Below are 26,758 nucleotides of genomic sequence, written 5' to 3' on the forward strand. Positions count from 1 at the left end.
CGGAGCTTTCCATGCCACACACCGCCGCGGCTGCGATGCCGCTCGCCGCCGCGATGCCCGGTTTCGGCATCGCCCTGGGTCCGCTGCTGTACTACTGGCCGCGCGAGGCCGTGCTGCAGTTCTACGCCTCGGTCGCCGATGCTCCCGTCGATCGCGTCTACCTGGGCGAAACCGTGTGCACGCGCCGCCATGAAATCCGCCATGCGCAATGGCTGGAGATTGCGCAGATGCTGCGCGATGCCGGCAAGGAAGTGGTGCTGTCCACGCCGGTGCTGGTCGAGTCCGATACCGATATCGCCTGGATGCGGCGCGTGTGCGACCAGCATGACTTCCTGGTCGAGGCCAACGATCCCGGCGCGGTGCGTTGCATGGGCGGGCGGCCCTTCGTCGGCGGCCCGCATCTCAACGCCTACCATGCCGATACGCTGGCCTGGCTCGCCGGCCTGGGCGCGGTGGGCTGCGTCGCGCCGGTGGAGATGGACGGCGCCACGCTGTCGGCGCTGGCGGCGGCGCGGCCCGCCGGCATGCAGCTGGAAGCCTTTGTCTGGGGCCGCCTGCCGCTGGCGTTCTCGGCGCGCTGCTTTACCGCGCGCCACCATCGCCTGCGCAAGGACAGCTGCGAATTCCGCTGCATGGACTATCCCGACGGCCTGGTCGCCGCGACCGGCGAAGGGCAGCCGTTCTTCACGCTGAACGGGGTGCAGACGCAGAGTGCCACCTGCCTGGACCTGTGCGCCGAGGCGCTGGACATGGCCCGGATGGGGGTGGGGATGCTGCGCGTCAGCCCGCATTCGACCGGCACGCTTGCGGTGGTGCGGCAGCTGGCGGCGATCCGCGCCGGGCAGCGCGCGCCCGCCGCCAGCGGCATCATGCCGGCCGGCGCGAAGCCGTGCAACGGCTACTGGCACGGCCGCGCCGGCATCGCCTGGGAGGCCCCGGCATGAGCACGCTGCACAAGCTGATGGCGAGCGTGCACCGGCGCCTGCCGGCACGCGCGCGGGCCTTGCCGCTGGTGGCCGCGCTGGAGCTGGCGCGCCGCGCCGGCTGGCTGGAGCCGCCCGCGGCACTGGACGGGCATGCCTTCCTGCTGACGGTGCAGGACCTGGCGCTGGCCGTGCCGTTCCGCTGCGAAGGCGGGCGCTTCCGCGCCGGCAGCACCGACGCCGAGCCAGCGCTGACGCTGCGCGCCTGCGCGGTGGACTACCTGCGCCTGCTGGGCGGCGAGGCCGACACCGACACGCTGTTCTTCCAGCGCCGGCTGGTGATCAGCGGCGATACCGCGCTGGGGCTGGAAGTCAAGTACTGGCTCGACGCGGCGCCGCGGCCCGCGTGGGTCAGCCAGGCCGCGGCACGGCTGGTGGCGCTGCACGGTGCCACCGTGGGACGGGCCGGCGCCGCATCCTGAGCGCGGCTCAGGCGTCGCCGTCCAGCATGAAGCGGTTGCGCCCGGCGCGCTTGGCACGGTACATCGCGCTGTCGGCGCGGTGCAGCAGCGGCTCCAGCCGCGGCGCTTCGGGCACCGCCCAGACCGCGCCCACGCTGATGGTGACCACCGGCTGCACCGGCGTTCCGTGGTGCGGGATGCCCAGGTCGCGCACCGCGGCCACCATGCGGCGCGCCACCGCGCGGGTTTCGTCGCGGGCAGCGCCGGGCAGCACCACCGCGAATTCCTCGCCGCCCAGCCGCGCGCAGAATTGCTCGCCATGGAGCATGCCGCTGAGCGCGCCGGCGATCTGCCGCAGGCAATCGTCGCCGGCCATGTGGCCGTGCAGGTCGTTGTACTGCTTGAACTGGTCCACGTCGAGGATCAGCAGCCCCAGCGGCTGGCCGAGTTCGCACGCGCGCGTCACGGCGGCGATCGATTCGCGCTGGAAGTAGCGGCGGTTGCGGATGCCGGTCAGGGCGTCGATGTCCAGGTCCGCCTGCACCTGCCACAACTGCTCTTCGGTCTGGCCCAGCCGCGCGCTCAACGCCAGCTCGCGCGACTGGAAGCGGCTGATGTCGCGCAGGAACAGCAGGCTGCCCATGTGCCTGCCGTCCAGGCGCGCGACGCGCTCGCCAGTCAGTTCGAATGGCGCGCCGGGCGGGACGAAGGGCGCGGCAGCGCCGTCGGCCGGGGGCTCGCCAGGAGAACGCCGCAGCGCTGTGTCCCAGCCGGCGGGCAGCGGGTCGCCCCGGCGCAGCGCCGGCCACAGCTGCGCCGCGGCCGGATTGAATTCGACGATGGTGCCGTGGCCGTCGACGATGACGCAGCCCTCGCTGAGCGCATCGAACACGCGCAGCCGCGCGTAGTGGCCGATATCGTCGAGATGCGTGCGCAGCGCGCAGAACCACACCAGCGCCGCCATCAGCGAAAACGTCGCCGGCGTCAGGTCTCCGCCCAGCGGCCCGGTCCAGCGGTTGAGATAGGCGACATTGGCGACCAGCGGCAGCGCCAGGCCCCCGCCCAGGATGGCGCGCCCGCGGCGCGACAAGGCGCCGTTGGGCACTTTGGCGGTGACCAGGAAGTACAGGCTCAGCGCCAGCAGCAGGTACGACCACGCCGCCACCACGGCATAGCCGATGCCATGGTCGAACACCGCGCCGGGCAGCACGCCGGGCGGCATCAGCGTGATGCGCGGCCATACCAGGCCGTGGCGCTCGTTGGTAAAGACCATCACCACGGTGACCACCGCCGCCAGCACCGGCAGCCACAGCCGCGACCAGGGCACCACGTAGCGCGGGCGGCTCAGGTGCACCATCGCCACCAGCCAGCCGATCGGCACGGCGACGATGCCGAGGTACTGGATCTTGGCCCACAGGATGCGCCCGTCCAGGTCGGTCGAGCTGATCTCGAGCAGGCGGCCGCCGCTCCAGGTGGCCGCGCCGGCGGCCAGCACCAGGAAGGCCTGCACGGTCGGATCGTCGCGCCGCGGCCAGGTGGCGATGGCCATGCCGATGCAGGCAACCACGGCGACGGTAAGCAGTAGAACCAGCGAATATGAGGGCATTGAAGGCGGCGCGCGTCTCGAGACCCGGGCGCGCCGGCCGGCGCGCGCCGGTTGCGGCGCGCCGCGTTCCCGTCAGCCCGCATGATACCGGGCGGCATCGCTGGCCTGGCAGCGGGTGCGCCGATGCAACAGCGGCCGCCGCCCTGCAAGCCGCCGCGGCGGCATCAGGACCCGGTCAGGTCGGCCTCGGGGTTTCCCGCACCAGCCAGAACGGGATATCGACAACGTCCTGCTGCAGGCCCGGCCACTCGAACCCCATGCCGCGCGTCAGCAGGTGGCCCCAGCCGTCGATCCATTTCTGCTGCGCGCGCGCATACAGCTCCAGCATGGACGAGGCGTAATGCAGCGAAGCGCCGAGCAGTGGCACCTCGCTGGCGATTTCGCGCGCGTAGCGGGCTTCGGGGTCCGGCTCCATCATCGTGCCCATGGCGTCGAACTGGATGTTCTCGAACAGGGTGCGGGTGAAGTCCAGGTTGAGTTCGGCCATGCGGTGCCAGATCCCGGCCAGGTCGGCCTGCATGGAATCCAGCTGCGGCGCGCCGGCGTAGACGGTGGGAAAGGGCCAGAACACCGGCGGCCAGAAGATTTGCGTTGCGGTCATCATCACGGGGATTCTCCAGTGGCGGGCCGTGCGCGCAGTGGGCGGCAGTTGCTGCACACGACGATGGCGCCCTGCGTGGGCATCCGGATCAGCTTATGCGGGAATGGCGCGGCTTGCCATGCCGCGGCACCCGGACCCCGCTCCGGTGCACTTCACTTGCATCCCAGCCGCCTGGCCAGCTTGTGCAGGTTGCTGGCGTCGATGCCGAGCTGGCGCGCCGCCTGCGCCCAGTTGCCGCCGTGGTCGCGCAGCGCCTGCGCGATGCAGGCGCGCTGGGTGTGCTCGACGGCATCGCGCAGCGTGATGCCCGCGGCCAGCGCCGGCGTGGCGGGCGCGCTGGCCGCGTCGGAGCCGGCCTGTGCGGCCGGCGGCAGCTCGAGGCCGTCGAGGTCGAGCAGCTCCGGCTCCAGCGTGACGATATCGTTGCGGCCCGCGCCGCGGCTGACCGCGCGCAGCGCCGCGCGGCTGATCACGTGTTCCAGCTCGCGCACGTTGCCGGGCCAGCGGTAGTGGCGCAGCGCATCCTGCGCGCCGCCCGACAGCCGCAGGCTGCGCAGCCCAAGGCGGGCGCGGTTCAGCTCGAGGAAGCGCCCGGCCAGCAGCAGCACGTCGTTGCCGCGCTCGCGCAGCGGCGGGATCGGGATCGGGTAGACCGACAGGCGGTGGTACAGGTCGGCGCGGAACGAGCCGTCGCGCACATGCTCGCGCAGGTTGCGGTTGGTGGCAGCGATCACGCGCACGTTGACGCGGCGCGGGCGGTCCGAGCCCAGCCGCTGGATCTCGCCGTTCTGCAGCGTGCGCAGCAGCTTGGCCTGGATCGCCAGCGGCAGCTCGCCCACCTCATCAAGAAACAATGTGCCGCCGTCGGCGGCCTCGAAGCGCCCGGGGCGCTCGCCGATGGCGCCGGAGAAGGCGCCGCGCGCGTGGCCGAACAGCTCGCTCTCGGCCAGCGACTCGGGCAGCGCGGCGCAGTTGACATGCACCAGCGGCTGCGCGCGCCGGCGCGACTGGCGGTGCAGGCGGTGCGCGAACAGCTCCTTGCCGACCCCGGTCTCGCCCAGCAGCAGCACCGGCAGGTCGGTGTCGGCAACCACTTCCAGTTCATGCAGCAGGTTGGCGATGGCCTCGCTCTGGCCGATGATCTCCGCGCCGCTGTCATGCGGGGCCGCGCTGTCTTCGGTATCGGGGGTGCCGCGCGCCAGCTGCAGCGCGCGGATCTCGCCCTCCAGCCGGGTGGTGCGGACGGCGGCTTCGACGATTACCGTCAGCCGCTGCAGTTCGGCCTGGGCCGCGCCGTCGAAGGTGCCGACCGTGAGCGCATCCAGCGTCAGCGCACCCCAGGGCTGCCCGTCCACTTCCAGCCGCGTGCCCATGCAGTCATGCACCGGCAGCGGCTCGCCCACATGCTCGTCGATCAGGCCGTCGTACGGGTCGGGCAGCATGCTGTCGTGATGGAAACAGGTCACGCCGCGGCGCGCCAGGATCGCGGCCAGGCGCGGATGCAGGCCCACGGCAAAGCGCCGGCCCAGGGCATCGCGCACCAGGCCGTCGACCGCCACCGGGCGCAGGTGGTCTTCCTCCAGCCGCAGCAGCGCCACGGCGCCGCAGCGGAAATGCGCGCGCAACGCGCTGACCAGACGTTGCAGGCGCACCGCATGCGGCAAATCGATGACGAGGTCGGCCAGCAGGTCGGGATACATCGCGCTTGGTAGCATGGTTAAAAAAACCGCAAAGGGTAATTAGTACCGCGAGAAGTATAGGGTAAGTAATACCCTGAGTTTTCCAACACCTTGATTCAACGTGGTTTTTAACTGGCACACTGCTCGCGTAAGTCAGGCGGTCATCACTTCCACACGGAGAAACCGCCATGACGTTGCAAGACCATTCGCTCGGCCAGCTGGCCCGCCAGATCCCCGGCGCCACCCGCATCTTCCACGACCACGGGCTGGACTTCTGCTGCGGCGGCAAGCAGACCCTGCGCGACGCCGCGCAGCAGAAGGGGCTCGATGCCGCCGCCGTGGCCGCCATCGCCGCACAGCTGCACGCCCTGCAGGACGAGGCCGATCCGTCGGCGCAGGACTGGAACACGGCCGCGCCCGCGGCGCTGATCGACCATATCCTGACGCGCTTCCACGCGCGCCATCGCGAGCAGTTGCCCGAGCTGATCCGGCTGGCGCGGCGGGTCGAACAGGTCCACGGCGATCGGCCGGACTGCCCGCTCGGCCTGGCCGACCACCTGACCGAGATGCTGGGCGAGCTGGAATCCCATATGCAGAAGGAAGAGCAGGTGCTGTTCCCGATGTTGCTGCGCGGCCTGCATGCCGCCGCCAGCCGCCCGATCGCGGTGATGCGCGCCGAGCATGACGACCACGGCGTGGCCCTGCAGCGGCTGGCCGAACTGACCCACGACATCACGCTGCCGCGCGCCGCCTGCAATACCTGGCGCGCGCTCTACCTGGGCCTGGGCACGCTGCGCGAAGACCTGATGGAGCACATCCACCTGGAAAACAACGTGCTGTTCGAAACCGCCACGGCCACCCCGCCCGCCGCGCAAGCCAACGGCTGCGGCTGCTCGGCGCACGCCTGAGCCCGACATCACCCCCAACCACTTCGCATCATGGGTCCCTACCGCAAACTCTGGTTTCTGCTGATCGCCGTGCTGGCGGTCACGTTCTCCCTGCTCGGCTACTACGGCGTCGAGGTGTACCGGCAGGCCCCGCCGATCCCGGCCAAGGTGGTCACGGCCGAGGGCGGCACGCTGTTCAGCGGCGACGATATCCTCGACGGACAGACCGCATGGCAATCGGTGGGCGGCATGCAGCTCGGCTCGATCTGGGGCCATGGCGCCTACCAGGCGCCGGACTGGACCGCCGACTGGCTGCACCGCGAACTGACCGCATGGCTGGAGCTGGCCGCGCGTGATGCCTACGGCCGTGCCTTCGCGCAGCTCGACGCACCGGCGCAGGCCGCCTTGCGCGAGCAATTGCGCACCGAATACCGCGGCAATGCCGCCGATCCGGCCAGCAACGTGCTGACCGTGTCGAAGCGCCGCGCGCAAGCCATGGCCGAGACCGCCTCTTACTACGACCAGCTCTTCTCCGACGCGCCGGCGCTGCACGCCACCCGCGAGCACTACGCAATGAAGGAGAGCACGTTGCCGAGCGCCGAGCGCCGCCAGCAGCTGACGCATTTCTTCTTCTGGACCGCGTGGGCCGCATCGACCGCGCGCCCGGGCCATCAGGCCACCTACACCAACAACTGGCCGCACGAGCCGCTGGTCGGCAACCAGCCCACCAGCGAAAACGTGGTGTGGTCGGTGATCAGCGTGGTGGTGCTGCTGGCCGGCGTCGGCTTCCTGGTGTGGGCGTGGGCCTTCCTGCGCGGCAAGGAAGAGTCGCCGCCGCAGGCGCCGGCGCGCGACCCGCTGCTGTCCGTGGCGCTGACGCCGTCGCAACGCGCGCTCGGCAAGTACCTGTTCCTGGTGGTGGCGCTGTTCGTGTTCCAGGTGTTCCTGGGCGGCTTTACCGCGCACTACACCGTCGAAGGCCAGAAGTTCTACGGCATCGACGTGTCGCAGTGGTTCCCGTACGCGCTGGTGCGCACCTGGCATATCCAGAGCGCGCTGTTCTGGATCGCCACCGGCTTCCTCGCCGCGGGGCTGTTCCTGGCGCCGCTGATCAACGGCGGCAAGGACCCGAAGTTCCAGCGGCTGGGTGTCGACATCCTGTTCTGGGCGCTGGTGGTCGTGGTGGTGGGCTCGTTTACCGGCAACTACCTGGCGATCGCGCAGAAGCTGCCGCCGCACCTGAACTTCTGGCTCGGCCACCAGGGCTATGAATATGTCGACCTGGGCCGGCTGTGGCAGATCGGCAAGTTCGCCGGCATCGTGATCTGGCTGGTGCTGATGATGCGCGGCATCCTGCCGGCGCTGCGCGCCCGCGGCACCGACCGCAACCTGCTGGCGCTGCTGACCTCGTCGGTGGTGGCGATCGGCCTGTTCTACGGCGCGGGCCTGGCCTACGGCGAACGCACCAGCCTGACAGTGATGGAGTACTGGCGCTGGTGGGTGGTGCACCTGTGGGTGGAAGGCTTCTTCGAGGTCTTCGCCACCACGGCGCTGGCCTTCATCTTCTCCACGCTGGGCCTGGTGTCGCGCCCGATGGCCACGGCGGCCAGCCTGGCGTCGGCCTCGCTGTTCATGCTGGGCGGGATTCCCGGCACCTTCCACCACCTGTACTTTGCCGGCACCACCACGCCGGTGATGGCGGTGGGCGCCGCCTTCAGCGCGCTCGAAGTGGTGCCGCTGATCGTGCTGGGCCACGAGGCCTGGGAGAACTGGCGCCTGAAACAGCGCGCGCCGTGGATGGCCGAGCTGAAGTGGCCGCTGATGTGCTTTGTCGCGGTGGCGTTCTGGAACATGCTGGGCGCGGGCGTATTCGGCTTCATGATCAACCCGCCGATCTCGCTGTACTACGTCCAGGGCCAGAACACCACGCCGGTCCACGCCCATGCCGCGCTGTTCGGCGTGTACGGCTTCCTGGCGCTGGGCTTTACGCTGCTGGTGCTGCGCTACGTGCGCCCCGCCTACCGTCTCAGCCCGGCGCTGATGAAGACCGCGTTCTGGGGCCTGAATGCCGGCCTGGTGCTGATGATCGGCACCAGCCTGCTGCCGATCGGCATCATCCAGTTCCTGGCCAGCGTCGAGCATGGCACCTGGTATGCACGCAGCGAGGCCTTCATGCAGCAGCCCATCCTGCAGACGCTGCGCTGGGTGCGCACCTTCGGCGACGTGGTGTTTATCGTCGGCGCGGTGTCGTTCGCCTGGCAGGTGGTGCTGGGGCTCGCCAGGCGCACGCCGCGCGCGGCGGATGCCGTGACGGTTGGGATGAAGCCGGCGGCCCGCTGAACCGCCGTTCCGGCAGCACGGTGGCCCGCCCGGGATGCCGTGCGGGCCACTGGCGTGCTGGCTGGCGACGCAGCAGGGGCTAGCGCTGCGCCTGCTGTCCCTTCTGCTGCGCCTCGGCGGCAATCTCGCGGATGGCCTGCTCGAAGGCTTCCACCGGCTGGCCGCCGGTCACCAGGTAGCGGTCATTGAAGATGATCGACGGCACCGAACTGATGCCCATGCGCTGGTATTCGTCGATTTCCGCGCGCACCGCATCGGCATGGTCATCGCCCGCCAGCACCGCGCGGGCCGCCGCGGCATCGAGGCCGACGGACTGTGCGGCGTCGACCAGCACGTCATGATCGCTGGGGTCCTTGCCTTCGGCATGGTAGGCGCGCAGCAGCGCCAGCTTCAGCGGCAGCTGCTTGCCTTGCAGGCGCGCCCAGTGCAGCAGGCGATGGGCGTCGAAGGTGTTGTAGACGTGGGTGCGCGGGCCAAAGGCGAAGCCCACGGCGGCGCCGCGTTCGCGGATCATCGCCTGGGTTTCGGCAATCTGCGCCGGCGTGCGGCCGTACTTGCGGCCGAGATAGTCGACGATGGCTTCGCCTTCCGGGCGCATGCCGGGGTTCAGCTCGAACGGATGCACGACGATCTCGGCGTCGACCGCATCGCTGACCCGCTGCAGCGCCAGCTGCAACGAAGACAGGCCGATGGCGCACCAGGGGCAGGCGATATCGGAGACGAAGTCGATCTTGAGGGTTTGTGGCATGGCGGCTCCTGGGCGTGTTCGCAAGCCGGGGCGAGGCCATGCCCCGGCCCGGATTGAATGTTGCCGACAGGGTAGCGTGACTGCCGAATCCTTGCAGGCGGACGCTTCGGCCGGTGGCCGCGCGCCCCCCCGCCGCGCCGTGGCCGTGCTAGTCCCAGCGGCGACCGTAGCCGCGGCCGTGGTCATCGTGGTCACCGTGGCGGCGCGCCCATTCGCGCTCGCGCCATTCGCGGCGGTGGTCGTGGTAGCCGTCGCGGTAATAGCCGCGGTAATAGGCGCGACGATAGCCACGGTCGTTGTCGTAGCGCACCGGCACCGGCGCGACCACCACGGGGCGCGGCGCCACCACGACCGGGCGCGGCGCATAGGCCACGGGTGCGGGCGCATACACCGGCGCCGGCGCATAGACCGGGGCCGGATGGTAGACCGGCGCCGGCTGCGCCACCACCACGCCAGGCACGCCGATGCCGATATCGATGTTCACGCCGGCGTAAGCACCAGCGCTGGCCACCAGCATTGCACCACCTGCTACCGCTATTGCGATGATTCGTTTCATGGCTGCCTCCCAAGGGGCGTTGGACATGGGCTCACTGTAGGGGGGCGGGCTGTAATATGGCGCGCGCGAAGTGTTGCAAGTGTGACGCGGTGTAACCCCGCGCCCGGCCGGAGCGTGCCGGCGCGGCCTGTATCATGCCAGGCCTGACCCAGGCATTTCGCTTCCAAGCTGCTCATGCGCCGTACCGCCGCCACCCTGCTGGCACTGACCGCCTTCACCGCCAATCCCACTGCCGCCATCGCTGCCACCGCCGCCGCCGATCTCCAGGCCGGCAAGGCGTTGTTCGCCACGCGCTGCGCCTCGTGCCACCACGTCGGGCGCAATGCGCGCGCGGGCTTTGGTCCGCAACTGAACGGGGTCTTCGGCCGCGCAGCCGGCAGCACGCCGGATTTCCAGTATTCGGACGCGATGCGCGCGTCGAAGGTGGTGTGGTCGCATGACACGCTGCGTGCCTTCGTCCGCTCGCCCGGCAAGGTGGTGCCGGGCACGAAGATGCGGTTCTGGGGGTTGGGCGATGACCAGCAGATCACCGATCTGCTGGCGTATCTGGAGACCTTCAAGTAAGCCGGCGCGGCTCTGCCCGCGCCGCCTCACTCCGCAAAATGCGGCCCCGGCCCTTCGCCCGCCAACGCGTCATGCGGATTCCGTAGCGGACACGCCTTCAGCGACAGGCAGCCACAGCCGATGCACCCGTCCAGCTGATCGCGCAATTGCGTGAGCGTGCGGATCCGTTCGTCGAGGTCATCGCGCCAGCTGGCGGAGAGCTTGCGCCAGTCCGCCACGGTGGGTGCGCGGCCATCGGGCAGCTTCTGCATGGCGTCGGCGATCACCGCCAGCGGCAGCCCCATGCGCTGCGCCACGCGGATCACCGCCAGGCGCCGCAGCACGGCGCGCGCATAGCGGCGCTGGTTGCCGCCGCTGCGGGTGCTGGCGATCAGGCCGCGCGCTTCATAGAAATGCAGGGCGGAGACGGCAATGCCGGTGCGCGCCGCCACTTCGCCGACGGAGAGCAGTTCTTCCGACGGTGCGGGACGGCGCCGGCGCGGGTTGGCGGGCGGTTGCTTGGAGGCCATGGCAAGGACGGGCAGCGCTGGAATACGGGAATGCCCATGCTACCACCATGGCCGCGCTTGACCTTAACCTAACTTGAGGTTTGATACTGGCGGCTCCTCTGTCCGAGATGCCATCTACAAGCCGATGACCATGTTTCCGTTCTCGCCCTCGTCCCTGCGCTCGCCCGCGATGCCTTCCCTGCCGGTGGCGCCGGCGGTGCCCTTCGCGCGTCCCAATGATTCGCTGAGCCTGCTCAACCCCGACGGCCTGTATGACCCGCGGCCCAACGGCTATTCGCACGTAGCCGTGGTCGAGGGCCCGGTCCGCATCGTCTATGTCTCGGGGCAGGGCGGCGAGGATGCGGCGGGCTGCCTGCCGCTCGATTTTCCGCGCCAGGTGGCGCGCGCCATGCACAACCTGCGCGTTGCGCTGCAGGCAGCGGGTGCCGACGTCGGCGACGTGGCCAAGCTCACGGTGCTGGTGGTGGACCATTCGCACGACCGCCTGCGCACCTTCGGCGCGGCGCTGCGCGAGATGTGGGGCGACCGGCCGACGCCGGCCTGCACGCTGATCCCGGTGCCGCGGCTGGCGCTGGACAACATGCTGTTCGAGATCGAAGCGACAGCAGTGCTGCCTGCCTGAACCGCGGCGGTCCGCGAACCGGCGCCGGGACTCAGCGCGCCGCGGCGCTGAAGGTCTTGTTGACGATCTTCCAGACCCCGTCGATCTCGAGCAGCGTCATGTAGTCGGTGAAGGTCACGCCCGGGTATTCCAGCACCACCTTGGCCACGCCGGCGTTGCCGACTACGTCGAACTGCGTGATGAAGCGCTTGCGCTGCGCTTCGTCCGCGGCCGGATGGCCGGGGCAGCGCGCCGTGGCGAATTCCTCGACCGTCAGCGCATGCAGCTTGCCGTCGCGGAACGAGACAATGCGCGCATCCGGCGCGAACGCCTTGTACATGAATTCGGCCTTGCCGGTGATATGGCCCTGCAGGTAGTCCTCGATCGGCGCGAGCGCGGCCACGTGGCGGGACGTCAGGCCCGTTTCCGAAAACGTCATGATCTCCTCCAAAACTGGACGGCAGGGACTGCGCCATGCCGCAACGTTGAAAGCGCTGATTGTATTCCAGTTTTGTATGCAAAAGATCAATGACGACCGCGCTCAGAGGGATGTGGCGATTTGTTCACGCAGCCAGCGGTGCGCCGGATCGCAATGCACGCGCTCGGGCCACAGCATCGACATCTCGTAGCCCGGCACCTCGACCGGCGGCGCCACCGCGCGCAGTGCCGGCACGCCGCGCACCAGCCGCTCGGGCAGCATCGCCACCAGGTCGGTGCTGGCGAGCGCCGCCGTGACAAAGAGGAAGTGGGGCACCGACAGCACCACGCGCCGCTGCATTCCCGCCTGTGCCAGCGCGTCGTCGGTGACGCCGTGGAAGCCGCCGCCATCCGGCGACACGATTACGTGCTCGAGCGCGCAGAACTGCGCCAGCGTAGGCCGCCGCTTCAGGCGCGGATGGCCGGCGCGGCCCACCAGCACATAGCGCTCGGTGAACAGCGCGCGCCGGTGCAGCGCCGGCGGCGAGCCGTCGGTGGTGTGGAAGGCCAGGTCCAGCTCAGCGCGTTCGGCTTGCCGGGCGATGCGCGTCGGCACCATCTCGACCACGGCCAGGCGCGCGCCGGGCGCGATCTTGCGCAGTCCCTGCAGCGCCGGCAGCACGATGGTCGATTCGCCGTAGTCGGTCGCGGCCACGCGCCAGGTATGGGTCGACGTGGCAGGGTCAAACGGTGTGTCGGCAGACACCGCCTGCGACAGAGCGGCCAGCGCTTCGCGCAACGGCTCGCGCAGCGCTTCCGCCCTGGCGGTGGGGCGCATGCCGCGCGGGCCCGGCACCAGCAGCGGGTCGCCGAAGTGGTCGCGCAGCCGGGCCAGGTGGACGCTGACCGAGGGCTGCGACAGATGCAGCCGCCGGGCCGCGCGGGTCACGTTGTGCTCCGACAGCAGCACGTCCAGCGTCACCAGCAGGTTCAGGTCGAGCCGCCTCAGGCTGGCAGTGGAATTAGTCATGGCAATACCTGGAATATTGGATATTCATTTCCAATATACCGGACGACTGCCTATGCTGGCTTCACCAAAAACTTGTGAAGCCACCGCCATGAAGGTACTGCTGGTCTATGCCCATCCCGAACCGCGCTCGCTCAATGGCGCCATCCGCGACTTTGCCGTGCAGCGGCTGCGCGAAGCCAACAACCAGGTCCAGGTGTCGGACCTGTACGCGATGCAATGGAAGCCGCAGCTCGACGCCGCCGACTCCAAGGTTGCACCGGCCGACACGCCGTTCCACCCCTCGCTGGATTCGAAATACGCGTTCGAAAACGGGCTGCAGAGCGATGACATCGCGCGCGAGCAGGACAAACTGCGCTGGGCCGACGCCGTGATCCTGCAGTTCCCGCTGTGGTGGTTCTCGATGCCGGCAATCCTCAAGGGCTGGGTCGAGCGCGTCTACGCCTATGGCTTTGCCTACGGCGTCGGCGAGCATTCGGACCAGCGCTGGGGCGACCGCTATGGCGAAGGCACGCTGGCCGGCAAGCGCGCGATGCTGATCGTCACCGCCGGCGGCTGGGAATCGCACTACAGCGCGCGCGGCATCAACGGCCCAATCGACGACATCCTGTTCCCGATCCACCACGGCATCCTGCACTACCCGGGGTTCGACGTATTGCCGCCGTACCTGGTGTACCGGACCGGCAAGGTCGATGCGGTGCGCTTTGCGCAGATCCGCGAGGAGCTGGGCGAGCGGCTGGATGCGCTCGGGACGACCGCACCGATTCCGTTCCGGCGGCAGAACGGCGGGGACTACCTGATCCCGCAACTCACGCTGCGCGAAGCGGTGGCGCCGCAAACCGTGGGATTCGCGGCGCATGTGGATGGCGGGCGGTCCTGAGCGCGCCCGGGGCAAGCACTATTCGGCCCGGATATCCGCCCGCGCCGCCACCGCCCGCATCTCCGGCAATTCCTTCTCCACCCGCGCCTTGACCGCGGCTCCATTCCCATAAGCCGGCGTCAACGCCAGCTCGACCATGCGCGCCTTCGTGGCCGGCGCATTGGCGACGTCGGCCAGCGCCTTCTCCAGCTTCTGCTGCACGGGAGCGGGCAGGCCCGCGGGCGCCATCAGCGCGAACCAGGTGCCCATCTGGAAGCCGGGGTAGCCGCTTTCGGCGACGGTCGGCACCTGCGGCAGCGCCGGCAGGCGCTGCGGCGACAGCACCGCCACCGGCCGGATCTTGCCGCCCTTGATCAGCGGCAGCGTTGCCACCACGGTATCGACGGCCACCGGCACCTGCCCGCCCGCCAGCGCGGTCAGGCTGGGGGCGCTGCCGTTGAACGGCACGTGCACCATGCGGATGCCGGTGGCGGTCTTGAGCATCTCCGCGCCGAAATGGACCGACGAGCCGGCGCCGAACGAGGCGTAGGAGAACTTGTCGGGGTTCGCCTTCGCTTGCGTCACCAGATCCTTGAGCGAGGCGATCTGCGTGTCGGGGTTGGCCACCAGCACCAGGCTCATGTCGGCGACCAGGCCCAGCGGGGTGAAGCTCTTGATGGGGTCGTAGCCCAGGTGCTGGCGGATCGCGGGGTTCAGCGTCAGCGTGGTGCTGGCCGCCAGCAGCAGCGTGTAGCCGTCGGGCGCGGCCTTGGCCACCTGGGTGGCGCCGATCACGGTGCTGGCGCCGGGCTTGTTCTCGACCACCACCGACTGGCCCAGCTTTTCGCTCAGGCCCACCGCCAGCAGGCGGCCGAGCACGTCGGTGGCGCCGCCCGCGGCGAACGGTACCACCAGCCGCAGCGGGCGCTCCGGCCACGTTTGCGCCCGGGCGGCGGGCGCGGTGGACAGCGCGGCCAAGGCGGCGCAGGCAAGAAACAGCTTGGTGGGCATTGCAGTCATCGTTGGCACTCCGGCGGCAGTGGTAGGAATGGGAGCAATCGGTATCGATGCGCAGCCGGACTCAGCCCAGCCACGGGCTGCGCACGCGCGAGAAGCCGCCGGCCTGGTCGTAGGCGTGGCCAAGCTGCAGCACCGCGGCGTCGGCCTGCGCCGGGCCGATGATCTGGAGGCCGGCGGGCAGTCCCTGCGGGCCGAAGCCGGCGGGCGCGGCCAGCGCCGGCAGCCCGGCCATGGTGGCCGGCACCACCGCCTGCATCCAGCGGTGATAGGTGTCCATGTCGCGGCCGTCGATGGCGTGCGGCCAGTCCCAGCCGGCATCGAAGGGGAACACCTGCGCGGCCGGCAGCACCAGATAGTCGAAGCGCTCGAACAGCGCCCGCAGCGCCTGGTACCACGCGCTGCGTTCGGCCATGGCCTCGTACACGCGCGTGCCCGGCAGCGCCAGGCCGCGTTCGATTTCCCAGACCGCTTCCGGCTTGAGCAGCGCGCGCCTGGCCGGGTCGTGGTACAGCGCCGCATTGGCCCCCGCCACCGAGAAGCTGCGCAGGTCGATCCAGGCGCGCCACAGGCGTTCCAGGTCGAATTCCGGCAGTGCCGCGTCGATGGTGCAGCCCAGCGTACGCAGGTGCGCGAGCGCCTGCACGCAGGTGTCGAGCAGGCCCGCTTCGGTGGGCAGGTGCCCGCCCAGGTCGCCGAGCCAGCCGATGCGCACGCCGGTCCAGTCGCGTTCGGGCGGCAGCGCAAAGCTGCCGGGCGCCTCGCCGCGGCGCGTCAGCGGCAGGCGCGCATCGAAGCCGGCTTGCACCGACAGCAGCAAGGCCAGGTCCGGCACGTTGCGCGCCATCGGCCCGGCCACGCTGAACTGCTGGAAGAACACTTCGTCGCCCGGGCCGTGCGGCACGCAGCCGACCGAGGTGCGCAGCCCATAGACATGGTTGAACGCCGCGGGCGTGCGCAGCGACCCCATCATGTCCGAGCCGTCGGCCACCGGCAGCATGTGCAGCGCCACCGCCACCGCGGCGCCGCCGCTGCTGCCGCCGGCGGAGCGGGCCGGATCGAAGGCGTTGCGGGTGGTGCCGTAAACCGGGTTGTAGGTGTGGCCGCCGAGGCCGAATTCGGGCGAGTTGGTGCGCCCGACGAAGATTGCGCCGCCGGCGCGCATGCGCTCGAAGATCACGGCATCGGTGTCGCTGACCTGGCCGGCGAAGATCGGCGAGCCCTTGGTGGTGACCATGCCCGCGGCCGGGCTGATGTCCTTGGGGGCCTGCGGGAACCCGTGCAGCGGGCCGCGGCTGGCGCCGCGCGCCAGTTCGTCGTCGCGTGCGCGCGCCTGCCGGCGCAGCGTGTCGCGGTCCACCGCGGCGACGATGGCATTGACGCGCGGGTTGTGGCGGTCGATCTGGCCGAGGAAGGCGTCGAGCACTTCCACGCACGAGACGTCCCGGGCATGGATGGCGCGCGACAGCGCGACGGCATCGAGGTCGGTGATCGGGTCGGTGATGAGATCGGTGAGCGGATCGGACAGAGGAGCAGGGGTCTGGGCGGTCGCCATGGCGAGATGTCTCCGGTGGTGTCGGGAAACAGCATACGGGCGGTGAAGGGTTTCCGGCAATCGACGATTTTTTCAAATATCCTTGCGTAAAACGCAAACCAGGCCGGAGCCCCCAGATCCATGTTGTCGCATCGCCTGCAGGACACCTCGCTGCGCTATTTCCTGGAAGTGGTCCGCAGCGGCTCGCTGACCGAGGCGGCGCAGCGGCTCAATGTGACGGTGTCGGCGGTGAGCCGGCAGGTCGCCGCGCTCGAGGCCCTGCTGGGCGTGCCGTTGTTCGACCGCCGCCCGCGCGGCATGGTGGCGAGCGCCGCCGGCGAGCTGCTGGCGGCCTACGCGCTGCGCGGCGCGCTGGAAGCGGATCGCGTGGTGTCCGAGATCGCCGCGCTGCAGGGCCTGCGCCGCGGCCGGGTGCGGGTGGCCAGTTCCGCCGGGTTTGCGATCGAGTTCCTGCCGCGCATCATCGCCGAGTTCCGCCAGCGCTATCCGGGCCTGCAGTTCCACGTGCGCGTGGCGCCGCCGGCCGAGGTCACCGGCATCGTGCTGCATGGCGACGCGGATATCGGCATCACCTACAGCCGCGCCGCCGAACAGGGCATCCGCATTGCGCACCGGCAGGCGGCGCCGGTGATCGCCATCATGCGCCCCGACCATCCGCTGGCGCGCTTCCGCAGCGTTACGCTGGCGCAGATGCAGCCGTATCCGCTGGCGCTGCCCGAGGGCGACAACACCGTGCGCCAGTTGTTCGACCTGGCCTGCGGCGAGCGTGGCATGGTGTTCGAGCCGGTGCTGGTGACCAACCACTTCGAGACCCTGACCAGCTTTGTGCTGCACGGCGGCGGCCTGTCGATCTCGGGCGCCGTGACCGTGGGCGACCGCTTGCGCCGCGGCGAGCTGCATGCCGCGACCATCCGCGAACGCGGCATGCGCGGCCGTGCGATCGAACTGCAGACGCTGGCGGGCCGCACCCTGCCCGAGGGCGTGCGCGCCTTCCTGGGCTTTGTCCGCGACAAGCTGGCGGCCGAGGCCGCGGCCTAGCCCGCGCGCTTGCGCCGCGCCGGCGGGCCCAGCAATACCCACGCCGGCGCGTGGTCGCTGGGATGGTCCTCGCCGCGCACCCAGCGGTCGACGCCGGCGTCGCGCAGCCGCGGCGCCAGCTCGGCGCTCAGCAGCAGGTGGTCGATGCGCAGGCCGGAGTTGGTCTGCCAGTGCCGGCGGAAGTAATCCCAGAAGGTGTAGATGGGCGCATCGGGATGGCGCTGGCGCAGCGCATCGGTCCAGCCCTGCGCCAGCAGGCGCGCGTACGCCTCGCGGCTTTCCGGCTGCAGCAGCGCATCCTTGCGCCACGAGCGCGGGTTGTAGATGTCCTGGTCGGTCGGCACCACGTTGTAGTCACCGGCCAGCACCACCGGGTGGCCGCTGTCGAACAGTTCCTGCGCGTGTGCGATCAGCCGTTCGAACCACGCCAGCTTGTAGTCGAACTTGGGCCCCGGCTGCGGGTTGCCGTTGGGCAGGTAGAGGCAGCCGATCACCATGCCCGCGACCGCCGCTTCCAGATAGCGGCTGTGGCTGTCGTCGGGGTCGCCGGGCAGGCCGCGGCGCACTTCCACCGGCTCCGCGCCGCGTGCCAGGATCGCGACGCCGTTCCAGGACTTCTGGCCATGCCAGATCGCGCCATAGCCGGCGTCATGGATCTCGCGCACCGGAAAGGTCTCGTCGGCGGTCTTCAGTTCCTGCAGGCAGACGATGTCGGGGGCTTCGCGCGCGAGCCAGTGGCACAGCGCGCCCACGCGGCTGCGGATGCCATTGATGTTGAAGGTGGCGATCTTCAGTGAGGACGCGGGCATGCGGCGCGGGCGATGACGAGGTCGACAAAAAAGCCGGCGGAACATTCCGCCGGCTACTGGCCTTTATGCGCGCCAGGTGCTGCCGGTGGTGGCGCTGCCGCTCGTGGTGGCGGCTGTGCTGCCCGAACTGCCCGCGCTTGCGGAGCTTGCCGAGCTGCCTGTGCTGCGGGCGCCGCCGGACAATTCGCCGGGGCGGTCGCTGTCGCGACGCACGCGGATGTCGTTGTTGACGTCCTTGACGCCGTAGGTGCCGTCGGCCATGTCCTCGATGTAGTACTTCTGGCCGCGGTCACGCACGGTGCCGGTCAGCGATACCACGCCGTCGTTGACCTCGACGCTGACATCGCTGACGTCCACGCCACGCGCATAGCTGAGCCGCTCGCAGATCTGGTCGCGGATGCGCTCGTCGCTGCGCTGGTAGCCGCGCGGTCCGGCGCGCCGTTCGCGCTCGTCCGGCGTGCCGAACCAGTCGCCGACCACTTCGCCGATGCGGCGGCCCAGGTTATAGAGCATGCCGTGCTCGCCGTCGTCGTCGCGCTCGTCATGGCGCCGGTCATCGGTCTCCCAGCCGCGCCGCTCCGCGTATTGGCGGTATCCGGGGCTGTGCTGCGCCGCGTAGCGGCGCGCTTCGTCTTCGTCGTCGTCTGCTTCCGTCCAGTAGCGGGTGTCGCTGCGCAGGTCGCTGAAGTAGCGCTCGCGGCCTTCGTCGCGGGATGATCCGCGCCCCGCATAGCGCTCGCGTCCTTCATAGCGCTCGCGCCCCTGATAACGCTCGCGGCCCTGATAACGCTCGCGCGGCTCGCGGGCGCGTTCGGCACTCTGGCGCCATTGCTGTTCCGCGTATTCGTCGTCGCGTTGCCAGGCCTGCGGGTCGCGCCATTCGCCGGCGCGTTCCCAGCCGTAGCCGCCGTTCAGGCCATAGCGCAGGTCGCTGCCGTAGCGCCCTTCGCGGGGATAGTCCGGGTAGCGGCCGGCGCCGTATTGCTCGTTGAATTCCCGGGCCGGGCGGGCGGGGCCGCCGTAGCTGGTCTGGCCCGGCGTCATTTGCTGGCGTCGGCGCTGCGCTTGCCAGCGGTCCCGTTCCGATTCCGGCTGCCAGTCATCGTCGTCCCATGCCTGGCGCTCGCGCTGGTCGCGCGCCTCACGCTCATCGTAGTAGTAGCCCATGCTGATTTCCTGACAGGTAAAACGCCATGTGCGGAAACCGGCGCAAAGACGCGCCGGCACCGCGGGCGGATACCCGGCAAGGGGCAAGATTCGTACCGTGCGGCCGACAGCCCCGCGGGCCCAGACTGGTGGGAACGATGCGGACGCGGGTCCGTGCAACCGTTTCAGAGCGTGTAAGGGATGCAGCCTGGGCTGCCGGATGTGGCGTGGCCCGCACGCAGCGGTGCAGGCGAAGGGGTGGCTGGCGCGCGGCGGCTGATCCATGCCAGCCGCCGGTTCCGCTCAGGGCCAGCTTACTTCTTGCTGGTCTTGGTCGACCTGGACTTGGTGCTGGTGGCGGCCTTCGACGGGGCCGCCGTGCTGGTGGCGGCCGCGCTGGCCGGCGCCGCTTCGATCTTCGACTTGGCGAAGGCGAAATAGCATTCCTTGTTGCTGCTGTTGTACGACTCGGAATCGCTGGTCGCCAGCACGCCGGTCACGTTGATCTTGTCCCCGGTCTGCAGGTTGCTGATCTTTTTCTGGTTGACCAGCATCGCATCGCGCATCAGCGCCTTGCCGGTGCACTGCGGATTGACCGAATCCTTGAAGTAGACCGCGATGGTGTCGTTGGTGATGCTCAGGCCGTCGACCTTGGTGATGCGCGAGACCGTGCCAGACACCAGGATGGCCTGGGCGTCCCACTTTTTCTTCGCCGTGATTTCGTTCTTCTTCCAGTCGGCCCAGATGTCGCCCAGCGAAGCCGGCTTGGGGTCGGCCAGCATGCGGAAGTCGCCGCTGAGCACGTCGCCGGTGCCATCGAGCACGCCGCTGATGGAGGACATGGCGCCATCCATCGATTCACAACCGGCCAGCAACCCGGCCAGGACCAGCCCTGCCATCAGTTTTCCCGTCTGCATTTTGCTTCTTCTCCAGGTCCGCCAGCTCTATCGGCTGACGCCGGGGCATTGTATGCGTACATCTTGCAAAATCCAACAGAACTGCCAAAAGCGCTGCAACGGTCGACAAGTGCGGGCGGATATCCCCCGAACGGGGCTGGTGGGCTAGGGGCCGAACGGCAGCGCCAGCAATTCGTTGCGCAGCACGGCGTTGGCGCGTTCGCGCCCGGACTCGACCGGCTCGGCCGGCCACGGCGAGGGATTGGCCACGCCGCCGTGCTCGCCGTCGAAGGCGGAATGCTCGCGTCCCCAGGCCAGCGAGCAGTCGCCCTGGCGGCCTTGCAGCAGTGCGGCGCGCGGCTTGGCGCCGGCGGCGGGGCTGAATTGCACCGCCGGCTGGGCCAGCGGGGCCGCCAGCGCCTCGATGTAGATGGTCTTGGGCAGGGACGCCCAGTAGCGGGTATCGGCCTCGGCATTGGCCGCGCTGGACAGCGCCCCGGCGGCGAGGCTGAGCAGCGAGCCGGCCGCGCCCGCGGCGCCCAGGCCCTGGGCCAGGCCCGCGTTGCCGCTGCCCGCTCCCGACAACGCCGCCTGCGCCAGCCCTGACGACAGCGCACCGGCAGTGTCCGCGAGCGTGGCCGTGCTCTCCTTGAACACCGCCTTGCCGTCCAGGATGCCCTGGATCGGCCGCCCGCCGCGGGTCAGCGCGACCCGGTCCAGGTCGGCGGCAATTCCTGCGGCGAGCGGCTTCACCTCGGATCCGTAACGGATGCGCGGCGCGCCCGCGGCCGTGCCTTGCGGCAGGAAGCCGAGCAGGCTTTTGCTTTCGCCGAGCGTGACCTTTTCCGGGCCGAGGCCGGTTTCGAACAGGCTCAGGTGCCGCGGCAGTGCGCCACGCGCCTGCGCAAGGAAGGGCTCGGCCGCGCCCGCGGCGGCGCGGGCCGCCAGTTCGGCCGCGCGCGTGCCGTCGCCGGCGCACTGCGAGGCCCATGCCGCCAGCCACGCCATCAACGCAAAGCTGCCCTGGCCTGCGTCAGCGCGTTCGTATTGCCCGAAGGCGTTCTGGATGTCGGCCTGCAGGAAGGCGGCGCGGGCGTTCTGGTAGTCGCCGGCGTGCGCATAGAGCAGGCCGCGGTAGTAGAACGTCATGGCGCGTTCGTACGGCTCTCCCTTCCAGTCCTTGACGCTCTCGGCAGACCACAGTGAGCGGGCCTGCCGGGCGTTGGGGTCGTCGGCATAGATGCGCAGGATGCGTGCCGCGGCCATGTCGAAGGCGCGCCCGGCCAGGTGCGGGCGGCCCGCTTCGATGGCTGCCAGGCCCAGCAGGTCGAGGTTGAGCACGGCATTCCACTCGCCCTCCATGTAGAGGGTATGCAGGATGCGCTGGAGTTCGGCAGGCTTGTCGGCGACAAAGCGGTCCGCTTCGGCCGCGAGTCGCTTCTCGTCGCCGTCGAACCAGGCCGCCGCGCCGGACAGCGGCGTGGCCAGCGCCAGTGCCAGCAGCGCCGCGCCGGTGCGCCGCCAGATCCCGGCTGCGTGGGGACTCCGCATGGGCGCCCCTTACTGCTGCCGGGCCAGCGGCGCGGCGGTTTCGCGCAGGTCGGCCAGTTCCGCTTCGCCCGGCAGCTGGTAGCGCACCTGCAAGGTGAAGCCGACGGCCTGGCCCGGTTCCAGCACCAGCCGCTGGAAGGTGAATTTCTGCACCTGGTCCAGGCGTTCATGGCGCATCGGCACCGCTTCGTCGGAGCGGGAATAGTTGTCCATGGCCAGCGTCACCAGCGACAGGAACGGCAGCCCGCCCAGCACGCCCTTGACCGTGGTCTGGTCGGTGTACTTGTTGGCGCTGCCCAGCTTCACCAGTTCCAGTTCGGCGGGCAGCAGGTCATAGACCGTCAGGTCGCCGCGAAAGGCCTTGTCGCCACGGTTGAAGGCGAGGAAGTGGATGGTGCGGTTGAACTCGTTCGGATCCTTGCTGTGCAGGTCCAGCAGGATCTCGCGCCGGATGAAGTCGCCGCGGTGCAGTTCGCCCTTGATGAATTCGATCCGCGGCGCGTCCTTGCGGTTGACCGTGAGCTGCTGCCGCTTGACTTCGGCCTGCGTCACCATGCCGTCTTCATACAGGGTGTAGACCAGCGGGGTCGAGGCCACCACCACCTTGTTGTTGCCGGGCGAAACCGCCACGGTATCGCCCACGTTCAGGCCCGACAGGTCCGCCTTGCCGGCCACGTCGGCACGCACCACGGGCGCGTTGTCGCCGCCGGTGCGGGTGGATTTCAGCACCATCGGCGGGGCGGCGCAGCCGGTGGCAAGGAGAGCGGCCAGCAGGGTGGCAAGCGAAGCCAGTCGTGGCACGGAGCGGGCAAGGGTCATGGCAGAAGAATGGGAAGGCTGGATGGATGGCAGTGCGGCCGGTGTGGCTGCGCATGGTATGAACCGGGGCGGCGCTACGGCCGCGCGGGCCCCGGCAGCACCGGATAGAGTTGTCCCGGGCGGTAGGGCTGCTGCGCACGCTGCGCGTCCAGGATTTCGAGCGCGGCCGGCACGGAACCGGCCATGACCGCATGCTCGGCGTACTCGGCCTGCGTGCGCGGCGGCAGCACCAGCGTGCGCCACGCGCTGGGCGGCTCGGCGGCCACGGCCCGCTGCGCCGCGCGGAAACGCGTGCGTACCAGCAGCGCGACGTCGAATTCGGTGCAGTTGTGCAGGCCCGCGTGCACCGCGCCCAGGCCGCTGGCGCTGGCCGTCGTCCCGGCTTCAGGCACTGCCACCATGGCGGCCAGCTCCGGCGACAGGAACGAGACCGGCAGGGGCGGGCGCGCGCGCTGCTGCTGCCACGGCATGCAGCCGGTATGGGCAGGCGGCGTGGCGGCGCAGCTGGCCACGAGCCAGGCCGCGGCGAGCGCGCCGCTGCGGCTAGCGATAGACCACATCGTCCGCCGCGGCGCGCTGGAATGCATAGATGTTGCTCCAGACCAGTTCGCCGGTTTCCACCTCGACCAGCTCGAACGAGATCTGCATGTAGCGCTGCACCATGCCGGTGGCGGCGCTGCGGCTGTCGAGCGAACCGATCCGGCCCGACAGGCTGTAGTCGGCGCCGAGGCGCGCACGGGCCAGGCCCAGCGTGCCGGCGTCGGTGGCGCCGCTGCGCTTGGCCTGGCGTTCGCGCTCGACCAGCGCGGTCTGCGTGCTGACAAACTGCAGGCGCGACTGCGCGGCGCGGTTCAGGCTGACGCGCAGCCGGTCCACGATCAGCTGGCGGTCCAGCGGCTGGGCACTTTCATTGATGAAATTGGCGCCGTCCAGCGCAATGCGCGGGCGCTTGCCATCGCGGCCGGGCGCGAAGCGCGGCTGCGCCAGGATGTCGCGCATCATCTGGTCGGCCATGGCAACGATGTCGTGGCCCTCCAGGCCCACGCCGGAGACCGGGCCTTTGCGGCCGGCGTCCAGTTCGAGCGCGGCCACGCCGGCCGCGTTCGGCGCGCTGGCGAGGCAACCAGCCAGCAGCGCCGCCAGCCCGCATGCCGCCATCCCGCCAGCCAGCCTCAGCGCGGCCGTTGCCGGGATGGCGCGCGCGGCGTTCCCCCTTGCTTCCCCGATTTCCCGTGCGGCCGGTGTGCCGGCTGTCTTGTCTGTCACGGTCATGCTCCCCGTATTCCCGTCATGGCCTTGTTGCCCGCGCCGGCGGTCGTGGTCCGGACGGGCGGGGCTGTTTTGCCGCGATCATAGGGGCAGGCCCGGCCCGCCGCCTCCCCAGAATATGGGATGGGCAACGGCGTGCCGCCGTGCGATCGGTACGGGCGGCGGCGTTTACCCTGAAGGGGCCCGCCGGGCCGTCCGCGCGCGGGCGGGATATGTCAGAATCCGCCGTCGTGCCGCCGCAACGTGCGCGCAGCGCGGCAGCACAGGGGCGCACCGCGGCGTGGCTCGGGAAGACAGGCATGGCAAGCACAACAAGAGTCCTCATCGTCGAAGACGACCCCCTGGCGCTGCGCCGGCTGGTGCAGGCCGTCGACCTGCATGCGGCCGAAGCCGCGGCGTCGGGCTGCGCCGCTACCGTGGCGGAGGCGCTGGCGTGGCTGGCGCGGCACCAGCCCGACGTGCTGCTGTGCGACCTCGGCCTGCCCGACGGCAGCGGCATCGACGTGATCCGCGCCACGCGCGAGCGCTATCCGGCCTGCGACTGCATGGTCGTGACCGTGTTCGGCGACGACCAGCATGTGCTGGCCAGCATCGAGGCCGGCGCCATCGGCTACCTGCTGAAGGATGAAACCACCGACCGCATCGCCGCCTCCATCGGCGAACTGCGCGCGGGCGGCTCGCCGATGAGCCCGCTGATCGCGCGGCAGGTGGTGAACCGGCTGCGCGGCGCGCCGCCGGAAGCGACGCCGCCCAATGGCACGGGCGCGGGCACGGGCGCGGGCGCGGTGGCGCTGTCGGTGCGCGAGAACGAGATCCTGGATTTGATCTCGCGCGGCTACACCTACGCCGAAACCGCACGCTACCTGGGGCTGAGCGTGCATACCGTGCAGTCGCACATCAAGAACATCTACGGCAAGCTGGCGGTGCGCTCGCGCGGCGAGGCCGTGTTCGAGGCGGCCAAGCTCGGCCTGCTCAAGTCCCTGTAAGCGCGCCATGCTGCCCTGGCCGTGTTCTGTGCGCATCGTGCTTGCCACGCTGCTGGCGTGGGCCAGCCTGCTGCTGCCCGGCATGGCGGCGGCGGACACGATGGCACTGGCCGCGGCCACGCGCTCGGCCACGCTGACCGACGGCACCGTGCTGCCGGCGCGCCCGCTGACGCTGCCCGACTACTGGGACCGGGTGATGCCGGGCAAGTCCGGCACGCTGGTCTACGAACTGCGCTTCGACCGCAACTGGCCCGCGGCGGCGCCCGGGGGGCTGTTCGTGCCCTGGGCCGGGGGCAGCTACGAGGTGCGCCTCAACGGGGTGCTGATCGCCACCGGCGGGCGCCTGGACGCGCCCGCGTCGGCGCTGGCCAAGCGTCCCTACTACGTGGCCGTGCCGCCGGAGCTGGCGAACGCGCACGGCAACCTGCTGCGCATCACCGTGGCGGCGCGCGCCTATGCGCGCTCGGGCCTGCTGCCGGTAACGGTGGGCCCGGCCGCCGAGGTGCGCGCGCAGTATGAGCGGGCCTTCCTGCTGCGCGTGGTCGGCCCGCTGATCGCGGCGGTGCTCAGCGTCGTGCTGGGCGGCCTGGCGCTGCTGATCTGGTGGCGCCAGCGCGATCCGCTGTTCGGCCTGTACGGGCTGGCCGAGGTTGCCTGGAGCGTGCGCCTGCTCGACTACTTCGTCGATGACCTCGCCATCCCGGCGGAACTGCGCGGCTATATCGTCGCCGCCGCGCGCGAGGTATTCCTGGGCGCCATCGCCCGGTTCTGCCTGCTGGTGATCCGGGTGCCCTGGCGCTGGCTGCATCGCACCCTCAACGCCTACCTGTGGCTGGCGCTGCCGGTGCTTGCGCCGCTGGCCGCCGTCTCCAGCCATCCGCTGGTGTTCCCGCTGAGCTGGCTGGTCAAGGTCGGCATCATCCTGACCGTGGCCGGTGCGATGGTGTGGGGCGCGTTGCGCCGGCCCAGCCGCGAGGCGACGCTGCTGGCCGTCACCGTGGGCGTGTCGGCGGTGCTGTTCCTGGCGGACTGGATCAAGGTCTGGCTGACCGGCGACTATTACTGGGTCCATTCGCTGACCCGCTATGTCTCGGTGCCGTTCAGCGTGGTGATGGCGTGGATGCTGGTGGAACGCTACACCAGCGCGGTGCAGAGCCTGCAGAACGCCAACCAGGTGCTGACCGAGCGCGTCGCGCAGCGCGAGGCGCAGCTGCGCGCCGCCTTTGCGCGCACGCAGAAGATTGCCGCCGAGGAAACCGCGCTGCGCGAGCGCGGGCGCATCCTGCGCGACATGCACGACGGGCTGGGCAGCCAGCTGGTCACGACCCTGTCGATGCTGGAGTCCGGCAAGGCCAGCGGCCCGGAAGTCGCCACGCAGGTGCGGCATGCGCTGGATTCGCTCAAGCTTTCCATCGACGCGATGCAGGACACCGGCGGCGACCTGGCCGCGGTGCTGGGCAACCTGCGCTACCGGCTGGGGCCGCGCATCGCCGATGCCGGGCTGGAGATCCGCTGGGAAGTCGAACGCCTGCCCACGCTGCCGCATTTCTCCGCGCGCAAGGTGCAGGAGCTGCAATACCTGCTGCTCGAAGGCATCACCAACGTGCTGCAACACGCGGCGGCGCACACGCTGACCGTGACCGCGCAGGCGGACCCGCAGGCGATCCGCATCACGCTGGCCGACGACGGCCGCGGCTTCGATACCGGGGCCACGCGCGGCGGGCGCGGGCTGCGCAATATGCAGGTGCGCGCCGCGGCAATCGGCGCCCGCCTGCAGATCCGCTCGGCGCCCGGCGGCACGGCGCTGACGGTGGAGCTGCCGCTGGCCGAGGAGCAGGGCGATGAGGCGGGCACGCCCGGGGAAGGGACCGCGCCCGCGGCATAGGGCTGGTTG

At 70.2% G+C, this 26,758-nt stretch carries 27 protein-coding genes; 10 read left to right on the top strand and 17 right to left on the bottom strand.

Annotation, left to right across the window (positions count from 1 at the left end):
- Nucleotides 1-11 precede the first annotated feature (11 nt).
- On the top strand, nt 12-944 hold the full coding sequence (locus LIN44_RS24940; RefSeq protein WP_227314928.1) for a U32 family peptidase: 933 nt from the start codon (nt 12-14) through the stop codon (nt 942-944).
- On the top strand, nt 941-1,405 hold the full coding sequence (locus tag LIN44_RS24945) for an SCP2 domain-containing protein (protein WP_227314929.1): 465 nt from the start codon (nt 941-943) through the stop codon (nt 1,403-1,405). Before LIN44_RS24940 ends, LIN44_RS24945 begins: the two co-directional genes overlap by 4 nt.
- A 7-nt stretch (nt 1,406-1,412) precedes the next feature.
- Here LIN44_RS24945 and LIN44_RS24950 read toward each other — a convergent pair whose 3' ends face one another.
- The 3 genes from LIN44_RS24950 to norR form a co-directional block, all read right to left on the bottom strand.
- The gene (locus tag LIN44_RS24950; protein WP_227314930.1) at nt 1,413-2,990 is read right to left on the bottom strand and encodes a histidine kinase N-terminal 7TM domain-containing protein; all 1,578 of its coding nucleotides are present in this window, start codon (nt 2,988-2,990) and stop codon (nt 1,413-1,415) included.
- A 175-nt stretch (nt 2,991-3,165) separates the two neighbouring features.
- Nucleotides 3,166-3,594 (bottom strand): polyhydroxyalkanoate granule-associated phasin, encoded by a 429-nt coding sequence (locus LIN44_RS24955; protein WP_227316420.1) that lies wholly within the window; start codon nt 3,592-3,594, stop codon nt 3,166-3,168.
- A 149-nt stretch (nt 3,595-3,743) separates the two neighbouring features.
- On the bottom strand, nt 3,744-5,306 hold the full coding sequence (norR, locus tag LIN44_RS24960) for a nitric oxide reductase transcriptional regulator NorR (RefSeq protein ID WP_227314931.1): 1,563 nt from the start codon (nt 5,304-5,306) through the stop codon (nt 3,744-3,746).
- A gap of 152 nt (nt 5,307-5,458) precedes the next feature.
- Here norR and ytfE point away from each other — a divergent pair, with 152 nt between their 5' ends.
- Both ytfE and LIN44_RS24970 read left to right on the top strand, forming a co-directional pair.
- Complete coding sequence (gene ytfE / locus LIN44_RS24965) at nt 5,459-6,178, top strand: iron-sulfur cluster repair protein YtfE (RefSeq protein WP_227314932.1); 720 nt, start codon at nt 5,459-5,461, stop codon at nt 6,176-6,178.
- A gap of 30 nt (nt 6,179-6,208) precedes the next feature.
- Complete coding sequence (locus LIN44_RS24970) at nt 6,209-8,497, top strand: nitric-oxide reductase large subunit (RefSeq protein ID WP_227314933.1); 2,289 nt, start codon at nt 6,209-6,211, stop codon at nt 8,495-8,497.
- Between the two features lie 79 nt (nt 8,498-8,576).
- Here the strand turns inward: LIN44_RS24970 and LIN44_RS24975 are convergent, their stop codons facing one another.
- Both LIN44_RS24975 and LIN44_RS24980 read right to left on the bottom strand, forming a co-directional pair.
- Nucleotides 8,577-9,245, bottom strand: coding sequence for a DsbA family oxidoreductase (locus LIN44_RS24975; protein ID WP_227314934.1), 669 nt, complete (start codon nt 9,243-9,245; stop codon nt 8,577-8,579).
- Between the two features lie 148 nt (nt 9,246-9,393).
- The gene (locus tag LIN44_RS24980; RefSeq protein ID WP_227314935.1) at nt 9,394-9,801 is read right to left on the bottom strand and encodes a hypothetical protein; all 408 of its coding nucleotides are present in this window, start codon (nt 9,799-9,801) and stop codon (nt 9,394-9,396) included.
- A gap of 174 nt (nt 9,802-9,975) precedes the next feature.
- Here LIN44_RS24980 and LIN44_RS24985 point away from each other — a divergent pair, with 174 nt between their 5' ends.
- Complete coding sequence (locus LIN44_RS24985) at nt 9,976-10,365, top strand: cytochrome c family protein (RefSeq protein ID WP_227314936.1); 390 nt, start codon at nt 9,976-9,978, stop codon at nt 10,363-10,365.
- 26 nt (nt 10,366-10,391) lie between these two features.
- On the opposite strand, the gene soxR is transcribed toward LIN44_RS24985, so the two are convergent.
- Nucleotides 10,392-10,874: a redox-sensitive transcriptional activator SoxR gene (gene soxR / locus LIN44_RS24990; protein WP_227314937.1), complete on the bottom strand. Its 483-nt coding sequence runs from the start codon at nt 10,872-10,874 to the stop codon at nt 10,392-10,394.
- A gap of 169 nt (nt 10,875-11,043) precedes the next feature.
- Between soxR and LIN44_RS24995 the strand changes: the two genes are divergently transcribed.
- Entirely contained in the window at nt 11,044-11,496 is a 453-nt protein-coding gene (locus LIN44_RS24995) for a RidA family protein (protein WP_370641753.1), read from the top strand.
- Nucleotides 11,497-11,527: 31 nt separating this feature from the next.
- Here LIN44_RS24995 and LIN44_RS25000 read toward each other — a convergent pair whose 3' ends face one another.
- Both LIN44_RS25000 and LIN44_RS25005 read right to left on the bottom strand, forming a co-directional pair.
- Nucleotides 11,528-11,914, bottom strand: a complete 387-nt coding sequence (locus LIN44_RS25000; protein WP_227314939.1) for a nuclear transport factor 2 family protein — start codon at nt 11,912-11,914, stop codon at nt 11,528-11,530.
- A 102-nt stretch (nt 11,915-12,016) separates the two neighbouring features.
- Nucleotides 12,017-12,922: a LysR family transcriptional regulator gene (locus LIN44_RS25005; protein ID WP_227314940.1), complete on the bottom strand. Its 906-nt coding sequence runs from the start codon at nt 12,920-12,922 to the stop codon at nt 12,017-12,019.
- Nucleotides 12,923-13,010: 88 nt separating this feature from the next.
- Between LIN44_RS25005 and LIN44_RS25010 the strand changes: the two genes are divergently transcribed.
- Nucleotides 13,011-13,799, top strand: coding sequence for an NAD(P)H-dependent oxidoreductase (locus LIN44_RS25010; protein WP_227314941.1), 789 nt, complete (start codon nt 13,011-13,013; stop codon nt 13,797-13,799).
- An 18-nt stretch (nt 13,800-13,817) separates the two neighbouring features.
- On the opposite strand, the gene LIN44_RS25015 is transcribed toward LIN44_RS25010, so the two are convergent.
- Both LIN44_RS25015 and LIN44_RS25020 read right to left on the bottom strand, forming a co-directional pair.
- A complete protein-coding gene (locus LIN44_RS25015; RefSeq protein WP_227314942.1) occupies nt 13,818-14,798 on the bottom strand; it encodes a tripartite tricarboxylate transporter substrate binding protein in 981 nt (326 codons plus the stop codon).
- Nucleotides 14,799-14,859: 61 nt separating this feature from the next.
- Nucleotides 14,860-16,350: an amidase gene (locus tag LIN44_RS25020; protein ID WP_227314943.1), complete on the bottom strand. Its 1,491-nt coding sequence runs from the start codon at nt 16,348-16,350 to the stop codon at nt 14,860-14,862.
- Between the two features lie 120 nt (nt 16,351-16,470).
- Here LIN44_RS25020 and LIN44_RS25025 point away from each other — a divergent pair, with 120 nt between their 5' ends.
- Entirely contained in the window at nt 16,471-17,388 is a 918-nt protein-coding gene (locus LIN44_RS25025) for a LysR substrate-binding domain-containing protein (protein ID WP_227314944.1), read from the top strand.
- Here the strand turns inward: LIN44_RS25025 and xth are convergent.
- From xth to LIN44_RS25060, 7 genes are all read right to left on the bottom strand, one after another.
- Nucleotides 17,385-18,197 carry an exodeoxyribonuclease III gene (xth, locus tag LIN44_RS25030; protein WP_227314945.1) on the bottom strand — a complete coding sequence of 271 codons (813 nt, stop codon included), beginning with the start codon at nt 18,195-18,197 and terminating at the stop codon, nt 17,385-17,387. The genes LIN44_RS25025 and xth overlap by 4 nt on opposite strands.
- A 63-nt stretch (nt 18,198-18,260) precedes the next feature.
- The gene (locus tag LIN44_RS25035) at nt 18,261-19,364 is read right to left on the bottom strand and encodes a BON domain-containing protein (protein ID WP_227314946.1); all 1,104 of its coding nucleotides are present in this window, start codon (nt 19,362-19,364) and stop codon (nt 18,261-18,263) included.
- 293 nt (nt 19,365-19,657) lie between these two features.
- A complete protein-coding gene (locus LIN44_RS25040; RefSeq protein WP_227314947.1) occupies nt 19,658-20,242 on the bottom strand; it encodes an OB-fold putative lipoprotein in 585 nt (194 codons plus the stop codon).
- Nucleotides 20,243-20,404: 162 nt separating this feature from the next.
- The gene (locus tag LIN44_RS25045; RefSeq protein WP_227314948.1) at nt 20,405-21,790 is read right to left on the bottom strand and encodes a hypothetical protein; all 1,386 of its coding nucleotides are present in this window, start codon (nt 21,788-21,790) and stop codon (nt 20,405-20,407) included.
- 9 nt (nt 21,791-21,799) lie between these two features.
- Entirely contained in the window at nt 21,800-22,609 is an 810-nt protein-coding gene (locus LIN44_RS25050; protein ID WP_227314949.1) for a hypothetical protein, read from the bottom strand.
- 74 nt (nt 22,610-22,683) lie between these two features.
- Complete coding sequence (locus LIN44_RS25055) at nt 22,684-23,169, bottom strand: hypothetical protein (protein ID WP_227314950.1); 486 nt, start codon at nt 23,167-23,169, stop codon at nt 22,684-22,686.
- A complete protein-coding gene (locus LIN44_RS25060) occupies nt 23,153-23,875 on the bottom strand; it encodes a penicillin-binding protein activator LpoB (protein ID WP_227314951.1) in 723 nt (240 codons plus the stop codon). Before LIN44_RS25060 ends, LIN44_RS25055 begins: the two co-directional genes overlap by 17 nt.
- A 302-nt stretch (nt 23,876-24,177) precedes the next feature.
- Between LIN44_RS25060 and LIN44_RS25065 the strand changes: the two genes are divergently transcribed.
- Nucleotides 24,178-24,864, top strand: a complete 687-nt coding sequence (locus LIN44_RS25065; protein ID WP_227314952.1) for a response regulator transcription factor — start codon at nt 24,178-24,180, stop codon at nt 24,862-24,864.
- Between the two features lie 7 nt (nt 24,865-24,871).
- Nucleotides 24,872-26,749 (top strand): ATP-binding protein, encoded by a 1,878-nt coding sequence (locus LIN44_RS25070; protein ID WP_227314953.1) that lies wholly within the window; start codon nt 24,872-24,874, stop codon nt 26,747-26,749.
- The last annotated feature ends 9 nt before the right edge of the window (nt 26,750-26,758 follow it).

This window comes from Cupriavidus sp. MP-37, from assembly GCF_020618415.1.
GTDB lineage: Bacteria > Pseudomonadota > Gammaproteobacteria > Burkholderiales > Burkholderiaceae > Cupriavidus.

Excerpts from the sequence above, each read along its gene's own strand:
- LIN44_RS25020 (WP_227314943.1), bottom strand. The coding sequence starts at position 16,350 with ATGGCGACCGCCCAGACCCCTGCTCCTCTGTCCGATCCGCTCACCGAT.
- LIN44_RS25005 (WP_227314940.1), bottom strand. The coding sequence starts at position 12,922 with ATGACTAATTCCACTGCCAGCCTGAGGCGGCTCGACCTGAACCTGCTG.
- LIN44_RS25000 (WP_227314939.1), bottom strand. The coding sequence starts at position 11,914 with ATGACGTTTTCGGAAACGGGCCTGACGTCCCGCCACGTGGCCGCGCTC.
- LIN44_RS24995 (WP_370641753.1), top strand. The coding sequence starts at position 11,044 with ATGCCTTCCCTGCCGGTGGCGCCGGCGGTGCCCTTCGCGCGTCCCAAT.
- LIN44_RS25065 (WP_227314952.1), top strand. The coding sequence starts at position 24,178 with ATGGCAAGCACAACAAGAGTCCTCATCGTCGAAGACGACCCCCTGGCG.
- norR (WP_227314931.1), bottom strand. The coding sequence starts at position 5,306 with ATGCTACCAAGCGCGATGTATCCCGACCTGCTGGCCGACCTCGTCATC.
- soxR (WP_227314937.1), bottom strand. The coding sequence starts at position 10,874 with ATGGCCTCCAAGCAACCGCCCGCCAACCCGCGCCGGCGCCGTCCCGCA.
- LIN44_RS24955 (WP_227316420.1), bottom strand. The coding sequence starts at position 3,594 with ATGATGACCGCAACGCAAATCTTCTGGCCGCCGGTGTTCTGGCCCTTT.
- LIN44_RS24950 (WP_227314930.1), bottom strand. The coding sequence starts at position 2,990 with ATGCCCTCATATTCGCTGGTTCTACTGCTTACCGTCGCCGTGGTTGCC.
- LIN44_RS24970 (WP_227314933.1), top strand. The coding sequence starts at position 6,209 with ATGGGTCCCTACCGCAAACTCTGGTTTCTGCTGATCGCCGTGCTGGCG.
- LIN44_RS25050 (WP_227314949.1), bottom strand. The coding sequence starts at position 22,609 with ATGACCCTTGCCCGCTCCGTGCCACGACTGGCTTCGCTTGCCACCCTG.
- LIN44_RS25025 (WP_227314944.1), top strand. The coding sequence starts at position 16,471 with ATGTTGTCGCATCGCCTGCAGGACACCTCGCTGCGCTATTTCCTGGAA.
- LIN44_RS24975 (WP_227314934.1), bottom strand. The coding sequence starts at position 9,245 with ATGCCACAAACCCTCAAGATCGACTTCGTCTCCGATATCGCCTGCCCC.
- LIN44_RS24945 (WP_227314929.1), top strand. The coding sequence starts at position 941 with ATGAGCACGCTGCACAAGCTGATGGCGAGCGTGCACCGGCGCCTGCCG.
- LIN44_RS25045 (WP_227314948.1), bottom strand. The coding sequence starts at position 21,790 with ATGCGGAGTCCCCACGCAGCCGGGATCTGGCGGCGCACCGGCGCGGCG.
- LIN44_RS25010 (WP_227314941.1), top strand. The coding sequence starts at position 13,011 with ATGAAGGTACTGCTGGTCTATGCCCATCCCGAACCGCGCTCGCTCAAT.
- LIN44_RS24985 (WP_227314936.1), top strand. The coding sequence starts at position 9,976 with ATGCGCCGTACCGCCGCCACCCTGCTGGCACTGACCGCCTTCACCGCC.
- LIN44_RS25035 (WP_227314946.1), bottom strand. The coding sequence starts at position 19,364 with ATGGGCTACTACTACGATGAGCGTGAGGCGCGCGACCAGCGCGAGCGC.
- LIN44_RS25015 (WP_227314942.1), bottom strand. The coding sequence starts at position 14,798 with ATGACTGCAATGCCCACCAAGCTGTTTCTTGCCTGCGCCGCCTTGGCC.
- LIN44_RS24980 (WP_227314935.1), bottom strand. The coding sequence starts at position 9,801 with ATGAAACGAATCATCGCAATAGCGGTAGCAGGTGGTGCAATGCTGGTG.
- ytfE (WP_227314932.1), top strand. The coding sequence starts at position 5,459 with ATGACGTTGCAAGACCATTCGCTCGGCCAGCTGGCCCGCCAGATCCCC.
- LIN44_RS25055 (WP_227314950.1), bottom strand. The coding sequence starts at position 23,169 with ATGTGGTCTATCGCTAGCCGCAGCGGCGCGCTCGCCGCGGCCTGGCTC.
- LIN44_RS24940 (WP_227314928.1), top strand. The coding sequence starts at position 12 with ATGCCACACACCGCCGCGGCTGCGATGCCGCTCGCCGCCGCGATGCCC.
- LIN44_RS25070 (WP_227314953.1), top strand. The coding sequence starts at position 24,872 with ATGCTGCCCTGGCCGTGTTCTGTGCGCATCGTGCTTGCCACGCTGCTG.
- LIN44_RS25040 (WP_227314947.1), bottom strand. The coding sequence starts at position 20,242 with ATGGCAGGGCTGGTCCTGGCCGGGTTGCTGGCCGGTTGTGAATCGATG.
- xth (WP_227314945.1), bottom strand. The coding sequence starts at position 18,197 with ATGCCCGCGTCCTCACTGAAGATCGCCACCTTCAACATCAATGGCATC.